We start from the raw sequence: 13,566 nt of genomic DNA on the forward strand, positions 1-13,566 counted from the left end.
CCCGCGCTCCCCACCCGAGCGCCTTCGCGGCCAATGGCTTACCGCAACCTCCCGAAAGCCTATCGGAGTCGCCACCCCGCCTGCCTGGAAAATTGTTTCCCCTCGGCCGGTCAGGCGAATTCCCGCTTGCCTGACCCAGCTCATCGCCTCCTGCCTGGCAGCCGGAGCAATGCGCGCAGACCGCGCGCGGTTGGCAGAATTCAACGCTGCCCCCTGCACCGAAGCGCCGTTCCCATGCGCGCAACCCCACCAGGCCGCCCCCTTCGCCCTGAACGGCTTCCGCCCATGCCGGTCGCCGCGCTGCGTGCAGCGACGCCGCTACGGGCTTCGGCCGGGCTGCCCGCCGCGGCGTGATCCGCCGTCCGAGCGGCGCCGTCACTCGGAGAAGCAGCGCTCGATCCAACGGGTGAACAGGGCGATGGCCCGGCTGCGCCGCCGCTCGGGCAAGGTCAGCAGCGTGTAACGAAGACCCGGGACCGCCGCGCCCTCGCGCCAGGGGGCCAGCAGCCCGCGCCCGGCCAGGTCGGAGGCGAGGACGTCGCTCAGGAACGCCAGCCCCTGCCCCGCGATGGCGCAGTGCACGGCGTGATGCTCCTGGTCGAACCACCGGATCTGCGGCGCGGCGCCCGGCGCGAACGCCTCCAGCCAGTCCTCCGGCGCGACCGGCGCGCGGCCGGTCCGCCGCCAGGCGGTGGCCAGCACCGTCGCCGCGCCCAGGTCGCCCGTCCGCGCGACCAGCTCCGGCGCGCCGTAGAGCCCGAAGCCCTCGCGGCGCAGCGGGGCGGCGTGCAGGCCCGCGCCCTCCTCCGCGCCGTAGCGGATCGCGAGATCGATCCGGCGGTCGCGATGCAGATCCACCGGCTCGACCCCCGCGTCGACCTGGATCCGGATCTCCGGATGGGCGTCCTGGAAACCCTGCAGCCGGGGCGCGAGCCACAGCGCGGCGAAGGCCGGCGTGGTCGCGATGCGCAGCGCGTGCGCCTCGGTCTCGACCTCCTCCAGCGCCGCCTCGATCTCGCCGAACGCCGCCGTCAGGCGCAGGGCGAGGCGCCGGCCCGCCTCGGTCAGGCGCACCGCGCGCACGTCGCGCGTGAAGAGCGGGACGCCCAGGGCCTGCTCCAGCCCGCGGACGTGGTGGGACACCGCCGTCGGGGTGACGGAGAGCCGCTCGGCCGCCTCCTTGAAGCTGCCGAGCCGGGCGGCGGCCTCGAAGGCGCGCAGGGCGGGAAGGGAGGGCATCGCGCGTTTCATGCCGTTTTGTACATGAGCCATGCTTGCGTTGGAAAGCGGGAGCCGCGGCGGGGCGGCATTCCGTCCGCCCATTTTGCAGGGGTTCAAGGCGAGCCTTCCGCCGCGCCCGCAGCCGGACAGATGAATTTTCCGCATCCATGGATGCGATATCCGCTTTTGCGGTCGCTCCGGCCCGTCCGTACATCTGCCCTGCGACCCGACCCCTCCCGCCACCCCCCCACTCAACGACGGAGACCACAGCCATGACCACCCTTCTGCATATCGACGCCAGCGCCCGCCCCGGCCGGTCCGACGCGGCGCGCCACGGCTCTCACACCCGCCGCCTGAGCGCCCGGTTCGTCGAGGCCTGGGCCCAGGCGCGCCCCGATGACCAGGTCATCCGCCGGGATGTCGGCCTGGCCCCGCCGGCGCCGGTCACCGGCGACTGGATCCACGCCGCTTTCACGCCGCCCGAAGCGCGCGAGCCCTGGATGGCCGACGCCCTGGCTGAAAGCGACCGGCTGGTGGACGAGCTGCTGGAAGCCGACGTGATCGTCGCCGGGGTCCCGATGTACAACTTCAGCGTCCCCGCCCAGTTCAAGGCCTGGATCGACAATATCGTCCGCGTCGGGCGCACCTTCGGCTTCGACCGCAGCCGCGACGGCGCGCCCTACTGGCCGATGGTCCCCGCGGGCAAGACGCTGGTGATCCTCTCCTCCCGCGGCGATTTCGGCTACGGGCCGGGCGAGCGACTGGCCGCCCAGAACCATGTCGAGGCGTCGATCCGAACCGCCTTCGCCTATATCGGCGTCACCGAGGTGCACGAGATCGCGGCCGAATACGACGAGTTCGCGGACGCCCGCCTCGAGGCGTCGCTGCGCGCGGCGGAAGACGAGGCGGTGCGGCTCGCCCGGGCCCTCGCCGCCGCAAGCGCGGGCCGCGGCGCCCCGGCGGCGGCCTGAGCGGATGGCGAGGACGCCTGTCGCCGCCCCCGTGATCGAAGATGCGGCGCGGCTGGAGGCGCTGCTGCGCCGCGCCGTCGCGCTCGCCGCGCGCAACGCCGCCGAAGGGGGCGCCCCTTTCGGCGCGCTGGTGGCGGCCCCCGACGGGACGATCCTGGGCGAGGGGGTCAACACGGTCCGGCGCGATCACGACCCGCTCGCCCATGCCGAGGTCGAGGCCCTGCGCGACGCCGGGCGGCGGCGGCGGTCGAGCGACCTGTCGGGGCTGATCCTGGTCGCCTCGGCCGAGCCCTGCGTGCTGTGCCGGGCGGCGGCCCGCGTCGCCGGGATCGGGGAGATCCGATACGCCGTCGACAGGGACGCCGCGGCGGCGCGGGGCTACGACTACCGGGACGGGTACGCCCTGCTCGCCCCGGCGGCCGAGGACATGCGGCCCACCTGCCGCCACCATCCGGTCCCGGGCGCCGAGGCGGCGCTCGGGGCCGCGCCCAAGGCGGCGTCCATGGCGGCGTCCATGGCGGCGGATCGACCCATCCGGCGGGGCCGGGGCGGCTGAGACCGGCCCCGGCCCCGCCCGGGCGGCGGCGGCTCAGGCGGCCTCCGCCAGCGCCAGCGCCCCGGCCGCGGCGGTCAGCTGCGCCAGCACCGCCCGGTCGGTGACCCGCCCCGCCCCCGCGTCGAACACCTCGTGGAAGCGGGCGACGGAGACCGCGGCCCGCAGGTCCGCGCCGAAGACCCCCGCCGAGCCCTTGGCCGCCTCCAGCACGGACCCGCCGCCGCCGGGGCCGGGCGAGGCCGCGAGATACACCGCCGGCTTGTCCTGGAACACCTTCCGCTCGATCCGGCTCGCCCAGTCGAACAGGTTCTTCCAGGCGGCGGTGTAGGAGCCGTTGTGCTCGGCGAAGGACACGACCAGCGCGTCCGCGGCGGCGATCCGCGCAAGGAACGCCCGGGCCGCAGGGGGCTGCCCGATCTCGGCCTCGAGGTCTTCGCTGAAGAGCGGCGGCTGGAACGCCCGCAGGTCCAGAAGCTCGACCTCCGCGCCGGGAACCAGCGACGCGGCGAAGCCCGCAAGGGCCCGGTTGATGGAGGCGCCGCTGGTGCTGGCGCCGAAGGCGAGGATCTTCATGGCTGTTCTCCCGTCCGGAATGGATAAGGCTCAGTCGAGCGCGCCGAGCGCGCCCGCCGCGTGGGCGGCGGTCACCGCGGCCAGCTGCGCCTCGTCGCGCATCGCGAAGGGGCCCTTCTGCACGAAGGCTTCGCGCAGGGGCGCGCCGGACAGCAGCGCGACCTGCCCGCCCCCGTCGCTGCGCAGGCGCACCTTTCGCGCGCCATGGACGGCGAGCGCGGCGGCGCCGGTCAGCTCGTGGCGGGCGCCGTCGATCTCCACCTCCGCCGCGCCGCGGATCGCGTGCAGCCAGGCCGCCGCGCCGGGCGCGAGGGCATGGGCGAAGCCGCCGCCCGCCTCCAGCGCGATGTCGAGGATGGTGAAGTCCGGCGCGGGGGGCGCGGCGCCGACGACCCCGCCGCTGCGCCCGGTCATCACCCGCACCCGGTGGCCCGGGCCTTCGATCACCGGCATCCGCGCCGCGGGAACATGCAGCGCGGCCGGCGCGTCCAGCTTGCGCGCCGCGGGCAGGTTGACGAAGAGCTGCAGCGCATGGGTGCGCGATCCGGGCGTCGGCGCCTCGTCATGCACCGCGCCGCGGGCGGCCGTCAGCCAGTAGAGATCCCCGGGGGCCAGCACGACGTCGTTCCCCAGGCTGTCCCGGTTGCGAAACCCGCCGACGCTGTCCTCGAACAGCACGCTCACGGCCGAGAGCCCGGCATGGGCGTGGGGCGGGAAGGTCGGCGCGGTCATGGTGAAATGATCGACCATGAGCAGCGGGTCCATCAGCCCGTCGAGCCGGCGGTGGGTGAAGCTCAGCGCCTCGAACCCGGCGCCGCGGGCCATCTGCTCGCCGTGCCGGATCGCGGCGACGGCGGCGTCGGCCTGCTGGATCTGTCGTCTGGTCTGTGCGGTCATGGTCGCCTCCTGTGCTGGGAAAGAACCTACTGACGGGACGCGCGGCGCAGAATATGGTGATCTTGGAACCCTTCGTTCTGAATATGGAACGATGGGCGGCATGGGAGGCGCGGGCGATGGACCTCAATCCCGCATGGCACCTGGTGCAGGTGGTGGAGAAACAGGGCTTCTCGGCGGCGGCCCGGGCGCTGGGCGTTCCGAAGTCGCGGCTCAGCCGCCAGGTGAAGGCCCTTGAAGACAGCCTCGGCGTGCGGCTTCTGAACCGGAATTCGCGGCGCATGTCGCTGACCGAGGCGGGCGAGGCCTATTACCGCCACGCCCGGAAGGCGCTGGACTGCATGGCCTCGGCCGAGGCCGCGGCGCGCGGCGACGGGCGGGCGCTGGAGGGGGCGGCGACCCTGTCCTGCTCGGTCGGGGTCGCGCAATTCGCGCTCGCCCCGATCCTGCCGCGCTTCCTGGCCGAGCATCCGCGGGTGGCGCTGCGGCTCCAGGCCTCGAACGCGTTCGCGGACCTGGTCGGCGACGGCGTCGACCTGGCCTTGCGGGGGCATTTGAAGCTGTTGCCGGATTCGGGGCTGATCCAGCGGCGCATCGCGACCGTCCCCTGGGGTCTTTACGGCGCGCCGGCGCTTGCGCAGCGCCTCGGGCCCGGGGCGACGCCGGCGGATCTCGAGGGCCTGCCGGGTCTCGCGCTCGGCTGGCGGCCCGGGGGCGATGCGTGGTCGTTGCAGGGGCCGGACGGGACCGGCGCCTCGGCGCCCTACGCGGCGCGGATGCGCAGCGACGACATGGTCAGCCTGAAGCAGGCCGCCGCCGCGGGGCTCGGGGTCGCGGCGCTGCCGCGCTATGTCTGCGCAGAGGATGTCGCGGCGGGGCGGCTGGGCCGGATCCTGCCGGACTGGACCGCCGGGACGCCGGAGATCAGCCTCCTGATGCATGAGCGGCGGGGAAATCCGCCTCAGGTCGACGCCCTGGCGGGGTTCCTGGTTCGCGAGTTGCCGGGGGTCATGGCGGGGGGCGGCTGAGACCGACGTTGCGCGCGTGCTGGTCGGCGACGGCGGCGGGCGGCCCTTTGCGGACCTTTGCGCCGGGCGGAGCGAATGTCCGCGCTGCACCTTTTGAATCCCTCTGTTTGCTCTCAATGCCACCGCGTCGCAATCGGCCTAATTTTCCGCAGAAATGCAAAGTACAAATTATTGGCCAGATATTTAAATTAATTCCTCAAAGCGTTCGCTGATCATGTTTGGTCTGAGCTTTTTCGCGCCCAAGACAGAACTTCCTGCGGCGTAAATTCCATTAGATCTTTAATTAAATCACCTGAAATGACTGCATAGAAATCACTGCTGGGGGCTTCGGAGGAGAATCCGAGCTGTTTTATGCATTTAACAACTGCATCCCCACGATTTCGGGCATCCTTTCCCCAAACGCTAACAGCTCGTCGCTTCCGAGCTTCTTCAGCCCGTTCTCCGGGCCGTTGTGTGCTCGCCAAATAATTCCAAATAGCATCCCGCAGATACCTATCGGTGTCCAGATTCCGAATCAATTCAGCATCTAGGTCTTCAATGAAGTGGTGGGCGGCATTTATCAAGGATGCCACTTCTTTAAATGTCACTGGCCTGGCGGCCTTGTAGCCTTCAAGAAGAACTTTGGAACTAAGTCCGCTAAAGCGCTCAGATAGCTCAGCGCTCCTGTCCTCCAAGACAGATACGTGCCCCTTGGACACCTCGAAGCTGGCTTCCGAGTGAGCACTTTTATTTCGCCATGAGATCATTAAGAAAATAATCGCCATCGGAAGGCGATCGAGCTCTGCATACTTGCCTTCTACAGCTAAAATTTTTTGGAAAATGCTTGTTCCGGCGCTATCTAGGTCACCTCGGAGCTTCGAGCATTGTATCAGCGCCGGCTTTCGCACTGACTCGCGAAGATATACGTCAATCGCGTCGACTGCCCTAATAAGCGCCATGTCCAGCACAAGCCTGCGACTGCGCTTTGCTGAAGCCGCAAAATTCTTTGGAGACCATGCGACTCTTAATTCAGGCGGCGCTTCCCAAATGCATCCGCGCTGCACCGCTTCGAGTCCAACCAGCGCAGTAATGATTAGATGGTTTGCATTTCCAAGGAGGGACTTAAACGCCTTCTTTGAGCGACTTTTGGAAATGTAGAGCGTCATGATTGATTCCGAATTTGGCGTGCCGGCGCGAATCGAACGCACATCATCCGCTCTAAGGAAGCCAAAGCTTTATAAAGGCGGATGCTCTACCATTTGAGCTACGAGCACTTAGCCTTGGTCTCATGGCCGTTAAGGATTTGTCAACCGCAATTTTGTCAGAGACGGGTCTCAGCGGGGGAGGCATGGCTTTTGACGATTTGGTGAATATTGAGTGGGATCTGACTCGCTGCCTGCAGGGCGCAGCGCCCTGTTGGGGTTCGTTGCGTGCGCAGCGAATGACCGCATTCCGCCCGAAGCGGACCTCCGTTCTGGACGCAGCGAACGACCGCTCTAAGCCCATCCTGCCCCCCCCCCGCTCATGTCACGGCCCCGAGCACACCTTCTCTCTCCAGCGCGTCGGAAGGCGGGTGGCCTCCCGCGGCGAAGGTCGCCACGCGGCCGCTACGCCGCCGCCAGGTGGCGCTTCAGGAACGGCCCGATTTCGGCCATCGCCTGCCCGACCGGCTCCGGCCTGTCGTAGAGATCGTCGTGCGACCCGTCCTCCAGCTCCACCATGCGCCGGTCGGCCGAGGCGGTGGCGCGTCCGTAGATCTCCGAGCCGTCCCGGCAGGCGCCGAACGCGCCGACCTTGCGGCCGATCACCACCATCATCGGCTGGGTCATCAGCATCTCGGCGTAGGCGAACGCGTCCCATGAGAGGGCCTTCTGCGCGTGAGAGAACAGCATCCGCGTCGCGCCGCCCGGCTGCGCGCCGCGCCGGGTCTTGCAGTGCTCCGTCGCCTCGGCGACGTCGCGGTCGGTCAGCCCGGCGGCCTCGGCGGGGCTTGCGGGCAGCAGCTCGTCGACACGGAGCGCGCCGCCGCGCGCCTCGGCGGTGCGCTGCGCCGCCATCGCCTGCAGGGCGCCGAGCGGATCGAAGCCGCTGAAGCTCTCGCGGAACAGGCGGCCGAGATTGACCGGGGCGATCCCGACCACGGCCTTGATCCGCTTCTCGGTCAGCGCAGCGTTCAGCGCGTAGCCGCCGCCGCCGCAGATGCCGAGCACGCCGATCCGGCCGGCGTCGACACAGGGAAGCGTGACGGCGTGGTCGATGACCCGGCCGACGTCCTCGACCCGTTGCGACGGGTCCTCGACCCAGCGGGGGCGCCGCCGGATTCGCCCTGGAACCTGCCGTCATGGGCGATGGTGACGAAGCCTTCCTGCCCCGGCGCCGCGCCGTACACGGCGCTGGAGGTCTGCTCCCAGCAGCTGCCGAACGGGTGGACGCTGACGATGGTCGGCCAGGCCCCGGTCTCGTCGACCTCCGGCGGGAACAGGACCAGGGCGGACATGTCCCAGGCCATGTCGGCGTTGCGGAAGGCCGCTTTCCGCGTGGCGGCGGTCATGGCGGTCGCTCCCGGTCGGGGGTGAATGGGGAAGGGGCGCGCCCCGCCCGGCATCGGGCGGGACGCGGGGCGGGTTCAGTCGCCCAGGTGGCGGTGGAAGAAGGGCGCGAGCTTCGCGACCGCCTCGGCCACGCAGACCTCGCCGTCGTAGAACTGCATGTGGTCAGCGCCCTCGACGACGTGCAGGTCCTTCTCGGCGCTGGCGGCGCGGGCGAAGAGGTCGTCGGACATCCACTTGCTGCCCGCCTCGGCGCCCGCCACGATCTGCAGCGGCTGGGTCAGGAACGTCTCGGCCATGGCGCAGGCGTCACAGGCGACGATCTGGTCCAGGCTGCGGGCGGTGGCGAAGCCGGGGGCGGCGGCGCACTGGGCGCGCTGGGTGTGGTGGTGCTCCCAGGCCTGCCGCAGCTCCTCGTTCGGGGCGTCCTCCTCCTTCATCGGGGCGAGCGGCATGGTCGCCGTCGGCGCGCCGGAGGCGTCGGAGGTGCGGGCGGCCGAGCCCGCCTCCAGCAGCGGGATCGCGTCCCCGGACTTCACCTCGCCGGTCCAGCCGTTGCGGAACATCGCGCCGATGTTGACCGCGCTGACCGTGCCCACCGCCTTGATGCGGCGATCCACGATGGCGGCGTCGGCGGTGCAGCCGGCGCCGGCGCAGACGCCCATGGCGCCGATGCGGTCATTGTCGACGAAGGGCAGCGTGGTGAGGTGGTCGATGACCGCGCTGACATCCTCGGTGCGGATGTGGGGGGGGGCCAGCCGGCGCAGCGCGCCGCCGCTCTCGCCCTGGCAGGAGGCGTCGCAGGCGATGGTCGCGAAGCCCGCCTCGGCCAGCCGGGCCGCGCAGGTCCCGGCGGTCTGCTCCTTCACCCCGCCGCCGGGGTGGGAGACGACGACGGCCGGGCAGGTCCGGGTCTCGTCGAAGCCGTCGGGGAAATCGATCACCGCGGAGATCTCGATCGCGGGGCTGTTCGCGTTGGTGAAGCTGATCTTCGGCATCGTGCCGTCTTCCATCCGGGGCTGCGCAGCGCCTGCGCCCGGGCCTGACGCCAGGATGGACCCCGGGGCGGCGCTTGATGATCTGCTCAATCCTGCGTTCGCCTGTAAGCAGGATGATCAATGAGACGCGAGGACCTGGCCGACCTGTCGGCGCTGGTGACGGCGGCGGAGGAGCGCAGCTTCACGAAGGCGGCGCGGCGGCTGGGCGTGTCCCAGTCGGCGCTGAGCCGGATCGTGCGGCGGCTGGAGGACCGCCTGGGCGTGCGGCTGCTGGCGCGCACCACCCGCTCCGTCGCCCCGACCGAGGCGGGCGCGCGGCTGGTCGCGCGCGTCGCGCCGATGCTGCGCGACATCGGCGAGAGTCTCGAGGAACCGGGCGAGCTGAGCGAGCGGCCATCGGGCCTGATCCGCATCACCGCCGTGGAACATGCGGCCCGGACGGTCCTGACGCCCGTGGTCTCCGCCTTCGTCGAAGAGCATCCCGAGGTGACGGTCGAGGTTGCGGTCGACTATGGCCTGACCGACATCGTGGCGGAGCGGTTCGACGCGGCGCTCAGACGGCGGGCCGACGGCTGACGCTCCGGGTTGGGGCGATGCCCGGGGGCGGCGAATTCAAACCCGCTCGGCCCGGATCATTCGGCCGTCCGCGCCGAGAGATGATTGGACCGATGCGATCCGTCGAAACGGTCCCGCGCCGGTCCGGCGGCGCAGGGCGCCGTCCCGCCCGCAGCCGCCGCCAGGAGCTTGCCCGGGATGGGACCAGCCATGGGCGGAGGCGCCCAGTGCGTCCCGGCTCCCAATCCATCGCCCTGGAAGCCTCGAGAGCGAAGCGGCTCACGGATTGGCGCGCATCCCGCGCGGATCACGCGCCACGGGGGAATTCCAGCCTTCGTTTCAACCACGTGCCGCCCGCACCGCACGCCCCGCCAAGGGGGCAGGTCATGGGGTCGAATCCTCTCGGGTGCGCCATTCCCCTTCGCAGCGCAGGCGCCGCGCCCGCCCGGGCGCGCGGGTCCTCGCCATCCGGGCGCGCGCCCGGTGGGCTGAACGACGGGTGAATACAATCCAGGGAGTCCGGCGCGGTTTATTGCACAACCGAAATGCGTTACCCTCCCTGTTCTTCACGGGCCACGCGCCAATGCTCCGAACCGGGGCGAAGGCGCCTCTGGGGATCGGCCCGCTTCTGGGGAGAAGACATGTACAGAACCACAGCCTGCGCCGCGATCGGCGCCTGCCTCGCCACCGCCGCCGCCGCGGCGCCGGTGACCTATACCGACCGCGCCGCCTTCGAGACCGCGGTCGCCGCGATCGCGGGGCATACCCAGGTCGATGAAAGCTATGAGGGCCCCGCGCTCGGCACGGTGATCCCCGATGGCGGGACGGTCGGGGGCATCACCCACAACTACGCGCTGTTCGGCGGCGCCGCCGGCGAGCTGGTGATCGCGGATCACCCCACCAGCACCGGTGCGCAGTCGGTCGGCTTCACCCTCGACGGCGGCGCCACGGCGGCCTTCCTGGGCTCCGGCGACGTGATCGATTTCAGCTTCGGGCCCAGCTTCGCCTTCGGCATCGACATCCAGATGCCGAACGATTTCGACGTGTTCGCGGACGAGATCTCGGTGAGCGCCGCGGGCGTGACGCTGAACAGTTTCGAGTCGCAGGGCCTGGGCAGCGGGACCGACGCTTTCGACGAGGCTTTCTTCGGCATCATCGACACGGCTTCGGCCTTCACCTCGGCCTCGCTGTCCTTCCCGGGCTTCGCCGGGGTGGTCTACAGCTTCGACAACGTCTCGATCACCGCGGTGGACGACACGCCGCCGCCCTCGGACGTGCCGCTGCCCGCCGCGGCGCCGCTGGCGCTGCTGGGGCTGGGGGCGCTCGGCCTCGTGGGGCGTCGCCGCCGGGGCTGAGGCCCAGTGGCAGGATCGGGCGCAGGATCGGAGCTCTGGACGGACCAGGGAGGGGCGCGCCGCCGCGGCGCGCCCCTTTTGCGCGGCCGCCCCCTTGGCCGCGCCGGCCCGCCGGGCTTGACCGCGGGCGGCGGGCCACGCCCTGATGGCCGCCATGACGCCGCCGTTCCGCATCATCGAGACCGAGGCCTGCATCGCCGAGGGCATGGCCCACCTGCGCCGCGTGGAGCCGCGCTTCGCCGCGATCGAGGCGGCGGTGCAGGCGGCGGGGCTGGAGATACCGCTGCGCCGCCGCCCGGACGGGTTCGCGGCGCTGCTCTCCGCCGTCGTCTCGCAGCAGATCAGCGTGGCGGCGGCGGCGGGGATCTGGGCGCGCCTCGAGGCGGCGGGCGCGGATGATCCCGCCCGGCTGCTGGCGATGGAGGAGGAGGCGCTGCGGGGCTGCGGCCTCTCGCGCCCCAAGGTGCGGTACGCGCGGGCGCTGGCGGCGGCGGGGATCGACTGGGACGGGCTGCGCGCGGCGCCGGAGGAGGCGGTGCGGGCGGCGCTGACCGCCGTGCCGGGGATCGGGGCGTGGACGGCCGAGATCTACCTGATGTTCTCCCTCGGGCGCGCGGATGTGTTCGCGCCGGGGGACCTTGCGCTGCAGGAAAGCGCGCGGGCGGCGTTCGGGTTGCCCGAACGCCCGAAACCGAAGGATTTCGCGCGGATGGCCGAGGCGTGGGCGCCCTGGCGGGCGGTGGCGGCGCGGGCGCTCTGGGCGTATTACCGGGTGCTGAAGGGGCGCGAGGGCCTGGGCTGAGCGCGGGCGGCGGCGCGCCGCCCTCCGGCCCGCGAACGGGGGCCCCGCCCCCCTGAGCGGACGGATCCGCCCCCGGGCGCCCCAGGGGAGGTGCGGGCGGCCTCGGGGGGCGTGAAGCCCCCGCTCGGACGCCCGCGCCGCCTGCCCCGATGCCGCGCGCCCGCCTGCCCCCGGCGCGCAGGCAGGCGGCGGCCCGGCGGCGGCCCGCCCCGCGCCTGCCGGGGGTTTCGCCGCGCCCCGGCGCGCGCTACCCATGTCCCCGACCCAAGCCGCAGCGCAGGAGGACGCCGCACCATGACCACCCTTTCCGGCCCGACCCGCGACGCCCAGTCCGGCGACGCCCAGTCCCTCGTGATCTTCCTGCATGGCTACGGCGCCGACGGGAACGACCTGATCGGCATCGGCGACGTCCTGGCCGAGCACATGCCCAACACCATGTTCATGGCCCCCAACGCGCCCGAGCGCAGCGTGATGAACCCGATGGGCTACCAGTGGTTCCCGATCCCGCGGCTCGACGGGTCCACCGAGGCGCAGATGCAGGCGGGCTTCGACGCCGCCGTCACCTCGCTCAACGATTTCCTCGACCAGGCCGAGGCCGAGACCGGCATTCCCCCGGCGCAGACCTGCCTCGTCGGCTTCTCGCAGGGCACGATGATGTCCCTGCACGTCGCCCCGCGGCGCGAGACGCCCTATGCCGGGATCGTCGGCTTCTCGGGCCGCCTGCTGGTCCCCGAGCGGCTGGAGGAAGAGGTGAAGGTGCGCCCGCCGGTGCTGCTGGTGCATGGCGACATGGACGACATGGTGCCGCCCTCGGACATGCCCAAAGCGGCCGAGGCGCTGACCGGGGCGGGGTTCCAGGTGGCGACGCACGTGTCGCGCGGGGTCGGCCACGGCATCGCGCCGGACGGGCTGGGCCTGGCGCTGCGCTTCATGCAGGACCGTCTGGGCTGAGCGCCCGGGCGGGGCGCAGCCCCCGCCGCCGCTGGCGAGACCGGATTGGGGGGGTGCAGGGCCGCGGGGCCCTGCGCCCCCTTTCCCTTTCGCGCGGCCCGCTTCCCTTGCGCGCGCCCCGATGCGCCCCCGCGCGCGCAGGCCCGCGCCGGCGCGCGCCCGGGCGCCCGCCCCGCCGCCGCCGCCCGGGAAAACCGCGCGCCCTGTCGCGAAACCGTCGTCGAACCCGGGCAGGATCGCTGCAATTCGCTGCGACCCCCACGATCATGGGAGTTGCCGTCTCGTTAACGCGAGATATAGTGGACTCATCTGGGACGGGTTCGTCCCGTCCCGCGCCGGTCAAACGTCGCCAAGGGACGGGAAGCATGCACGCCCATCACGACCCTTACGCCAGCAATTTCGTCCGGTCTCCCGCCCGATTGCGGGAGCACCCGGCGCTGGTGTTGAACGCGGATTACCGTCCGCTGTCCTATTTTCCCCTGTCGCTCTGGCCCTGGCAGGAGGCGGTGAAGGCCGTCTTCCTCGACCGGGTGTCCATCGTCGCCGAATACGACGCCGTCGCGCGCTCGCCCTCGGCCGAGTTCCGCCTGCCCTCGGTGGTGGTGCTGCGCGACTACGTGAAGCCCGGCCGGATGGCCGCCTTCACCCGGTTCAACCTGTTCCTGCGGGACGGGTTCTCCTGCCAGTATTGCGGGGCGAAGGGGGACATGACCTTCGACCACGTGATCCCGCGCGCCCGCGGCGGGCGCACGACCTGGGAGAACGTGGTGGCCGCCTGCGGACCCTGCAACCTGCGCAAGGGGTCCAAGACCCTGGCGCAGGCGGGGATGCGGCTGCGCCATCCGCCGCGCAGGCCGGGGGCGGAGGAGCTGCGCAACGCCGGCCGCCGCTTCCCGCCGAACCACCTTCACGAAAGCTGGATGGACTTCCTCTACTGGGACGCCCCGCTGGACCCGTGACCCTTCCGACCGCCCGCGTGCGGTCGTTTTTTTTGGGAGAGGGCGGCGCGATCCGGCCCGGAGAGGACCGCGCGGGGGCGCGCCGCTCCGCACGGGGACGCGCCCCCGCGCGCGCCATGGGTCGCCGCCGCGCCGGCGCCGCCGCCGCCACGGGCGCGCCGCAGACCGGCGCGGC

15 protein-coding genes and 1 tRNA gene are annotated in these 13,566 nt (G+C 71.6%); 8 read left to right on the forward strand and 8 right to left on the reverse strand.

The window, feature by feature from the left end; translation table 11 throughout:
- Positions 1-375: 375 nt before the first annotated feature.
- Positions 376-1,239 carry a LysR substrate-binding domain-containing protein gene (locus tag ACQ5SO_RS06580; protein ID WP_430940790.1) on the reverse strand — a complete coding sequence of 288 codons (864 nt, stop codon included), beginning with the start codon at positions 1,237-1,239 and terminating at the stop codon, positions 376-378.
- Between the two features lie 254 nt (positions 1,240-1,493).
- Between ACQ5SO_RS06580 and ACQ5SO_RS06585 the strand changes: the two genes are divergently transcribed.
- Positions 1,494-2,192 carry an FMN-dependent NADH-azoreductase gene (locus ACQ5SO_RS06585; RefSeq protein WP_430940791.1) on the forward strand — a complete coding sequence of 233 codons (699 nt, stop codon included), beginning with the start codon at positions 1,494-1,496 and terminating at the stop codon, positions 2,190-2,192.
- 4 nt (positions 2,193-2,196) lie between these two features.
- Positions 2,197-2,748 (forward strand): nucleoside deaminase, encoded by a 552-nt coding sequence (locus tag ACQ5SO_RS06590; RefSeq protein WP_430940792.1) that lies wholly within the window; start codon positions 2,197-2,199, stop codon positions 2,746-2,748.
- A gap of 33 nt (positions 2,749-2,781) precedes the next feature.
- Here the strand turns inward: ACQ5SO_RS06590 and ACQ5SO_RS06595 are convergent, their stop codons facing one another.
- Together ACQ5SO_RS06595 and ACQ5SO_RS06600 are read right to left on the reverse strand one after the other, a co-directional pair.
- Positions 2,782-3,321 carry an NADPH-dependent FMN reductase gene (locus ACQ5SO_RS06595; protein WP_430940793.1) on the reverse strand — a complete coding sequence of 180 codons (540 nt, stop codon included), beginning with the start codon at positions 3,319-3,321 and terminating at the stop codon, positions 2,782-2,784.
- 30 nt (positions 3,322-3,351) lie between these two features.
- Positions 3,352-4,218 (reverse strand): pirin family protein, encoded by an 867-nt coding sequence (locus ACQ5SO_RS06600; protein WP_430940794.1) that lies wholly within the window; start codon positions 4,216-4,218, stop codon positions 3,352-3,354.
- 116 nt (positions 4,219-4,334) lie between these two features.
- Between ACQ5SO_RS06600 and ACQ5SO_RS06605 the strand changes: the two genes are divergently transcribed.
- Positions 4,335-5,243, forward strand: coding sequence for a LysR substrate-binding domain-containing protein (locus tag ACQ5SO_RS06605; RefSeq protein WP_430940795.1), 909 nt, complete (start codon positions 4,335-4,337; stop codon positions 5,241-5,243).
- 212 nt (positions 5,244-5,455) lie between these two features.
- On the opposite strand, the gene ACQ5SO_RS06610 is transcribed toward ACQ5SO_RS06605, so the two are convergent.
- The 5 genes from ACQ5SO_RS06610 to ACQ5SO_RS06630 form a co-directional block, all read right to left on the reverse strand.
- Positions 5,456-6,388 carry a hypothetical protein gene (locus tag ACQ5SO_RS06610; RefSeq protein ID WP_430940796.1) on the reverse strand — a complete coding sequence of 311 codons (933 nt, stop codon included), beginning with the start codon at positions 6,386-6,388 and terminating at the stop codon, positions 5,456-5,458.
- A 15-nt stretch (positions 6,389-6,403) separates the two neighbouring features.
- Positions 6,404-6,496 (reverse strand) — tRNA-OTHER (locus ACQ5SO_RS06615).
- Between the two features lie 333 nt (positions 6,497-6,829).
- Complete coding sequence (locus ACQ5SO_RS06620) at positions 6,830-7,432, reverse strand: alpha/beta hydrolase (RefSeq protein WP_430940797.1); 603 nt, start codon at positions 7,430-7,432, stop codon at positions 6,830-6,832.
- A complete protein-coding gene (locus ACQ5SO_RS06625; RefSeq protein ID WP_430940798.1) occupies positions 7,396-7,773 on the reverse strand; it encodes a hypothetical protein in 378 nt (125 codons plus the stop codon). The genes ACQ5SO_RS06620 and ACQ5SO_RS06625 overlap by 37 nt, the downstream gene beginning before the upstream one ends.
- 75 nt (positions 7,774-7,848) lie before the next feature.
- Positions 7,849-8,769, reverse strand: coding sequence for an alpha/beta hydrolase (locus tag ACQ5SO_RS06630; protein ID WP_430940799.1), 921 nt, complete (start codon positions 8,767-8,769; stop codon positions 7,849-7,851).
- A gap of 120 nt (positions 8,770-8,889) precedes the next feature.
- Here ACQ5SO_RS06630 and ACQ5SO_RS06635 point away from each other — a divergent pair, with 120 nt between their 5' ends.
- The 5 genes from ACQ5SO_RS06635 to ACQ5SO_RS06655 all read left to right on the forward strand — a co-directional run bounded on the left by ACQ5SO_RS06635 (position 8,890) and on the right by ACQ5SO_RS06655 (position 13,391).
- The gene (locus tag ACQ5SO_RS06635) at positions 8,890-9,345 is read left to right on the forward strand and encodes a LysR family transcriptional regulator (protein WP_430940800.1); all 456 of its coding nucleotides are present in this window, start codon (positions 8,890-8,892) and stop codon (positions 9,343-9,345) included.
- Between the two features lie 620 nt (positions 9,346-9,965).
- Complete coding sequence (locus tag ACQ5SO_RS06640) at positions 9,966-10,679, forward strand: PEP-CTERM sorting domain-containing protein (RefSeq protein WP_430940801.1); 714 nt, start codon at positions 9,966-9,968, stop codon at positions 10,677-10,679.
- Positions 10,680-10,824: 145 nt separating this feature from the next.
- Entirely contained in the window at positions 10,825-11,481 is a 657-nt protein-coding gene (locus tag ACQ5SO_RS06645) for a DNA-3-methyladenine glycosylase family protein (RefSeq protein ID WP_430940802.1), read from the forward strand.
- A gap of 294 nt (positions 11,482-11,775) precedes the next feature.
- The gene (locus tag ACQ5SO_RS06650; RefSeq protein ID WP_430940803.1) at positions 11,776-12,432 is read left to right on the forward strand and encodes an alpha/beta hydrolase; all 657 of its coding nucleotides are present in this window, start codon (positions 11,776-11,778) and stop codon (positions 12,430-12,432) included.
- A gap of 365 nt (positions 12,433-12,797) precedes the next feature.
- Positions 12,798-13,391 (forward strand): HNH endonuclease, encoded by a 594-nt coding sequence (locus tag ACQ5SO_RS06655; RefSeq protein ID WP_430940804.1) that lies wholly within the window; start codon positions 12,798-12,800, stop codon positions 13,389-13,391.
- Positions 13,392-13,566: the final 175 nt, after the last annotated feature.

It is taken from the genome of Rhodovulum sp. DZ06 (assembly GCF_050586345.1).
Lineage (GTDB): Bacteria > Pseudomonadota > Alphaproteobacteria > Rhodobacterales > Rhodobacteraceae > JBOCEF01.

Coding starts and splice junctions, on each gene's coding strand:
- ACQ5SO_RS06630 (WP_430940799.1), bottom strand. CDS start 8,769: ATGCCGAAGATCAGCTTCACCAACGCGAACAGCCCCGCGATCGAGATC.
- ACQ5SO_RS06610 (WP_430940796.1), bottom strand. CDS start 6,388: ATGACGCTCTACATTTCCAAAAGTCGCTCAAAGAAGGCGTTTAAGTCC.
- ACQ5SO_RS06580 (WP_430940790.1), bottom strand. CDS start 1,239: ATGCCCTCCCTTCCCGCCCTGCGCGCCTTCGAGGCCGCCGCCCGGCTC.
- ACQ5SO_RS06645 (WP_430940802.1), top strand. CDS start 10,825: ATGGCCGCCATGACGCCGCCGTTCCGCATCATCGAGACCGAGGCCTGC.
- ACQ5SO_RS06600 (WP_430940794.1), bottom strand. CDS start 4,218: ATGACCGCACAGACCAGACGACAGATCCAGCAGGCCGACGCCGCCGTC.
- ACQ5SO_RS06595 (WP_430940793.1), bottom strand. CDS start 3,321: ATGAAGATCCTCGCCTTCGGCGCCAGCACCAGCGGCGCCTCCATCAAC.
- ACQ5SO_RS06655 (WP_430940804.1), top strand. CDS start 12,798: ATGCACGCCCATCACGACCCTTACGCCAGCAATTTCGTCCGGTCTCCC.
- ACQ5SO_RS06585 (WP_430940791.1), top strand. CDS start 1,494: ATGACCACCCTTCTGCATATCGACGCCAGCGCCCGCCCCGGCCGGTCC.
- ACQ5SO_RS06605 (WP_430940795.1), top strand. CDS start 4,335: ATGGACCTCAATCCCGCATGGCACCTGGTGCAGGTGGTGGAGAAACAG.
- ACQ5SO_RS06625 (WP_430940798.1), bottom strand. CDS start 7,773: ATGACCGCCGCCACGCGGAAAGCGGCCTTCCGCAACGCCGACATGGCC.
- ACQ5SO_RS06650 (WP_430940803.1), top strand. CDS start 11,776: ATGACCACCCTTTCCGGCCCGACCCGCGACGCCCAGTCCGGCGACGCC.
- ACQ5SO_RS06640 (WP_430940801.1), top strand. CDS start 9,966: ATGTACAGAACCACAGCCTGCGCCGCGATCGGCGCCTGCCTCGCCACC.
- ACQ5SO_RS06590 (WP_430940792.1), top strand. CDS start 2,197: ATGGCGAGGACGCCTGTCGCCGCCCCCGTGATCGAAGATGCGGCGCGG.
- ACQ5SO_RS06635 (WP_430940800.1), top strand. CDS start 8,890: ATGAGACGCGAGGACCTGGCCGACCTGTCGGCGCTGGTGACGGCGGCG.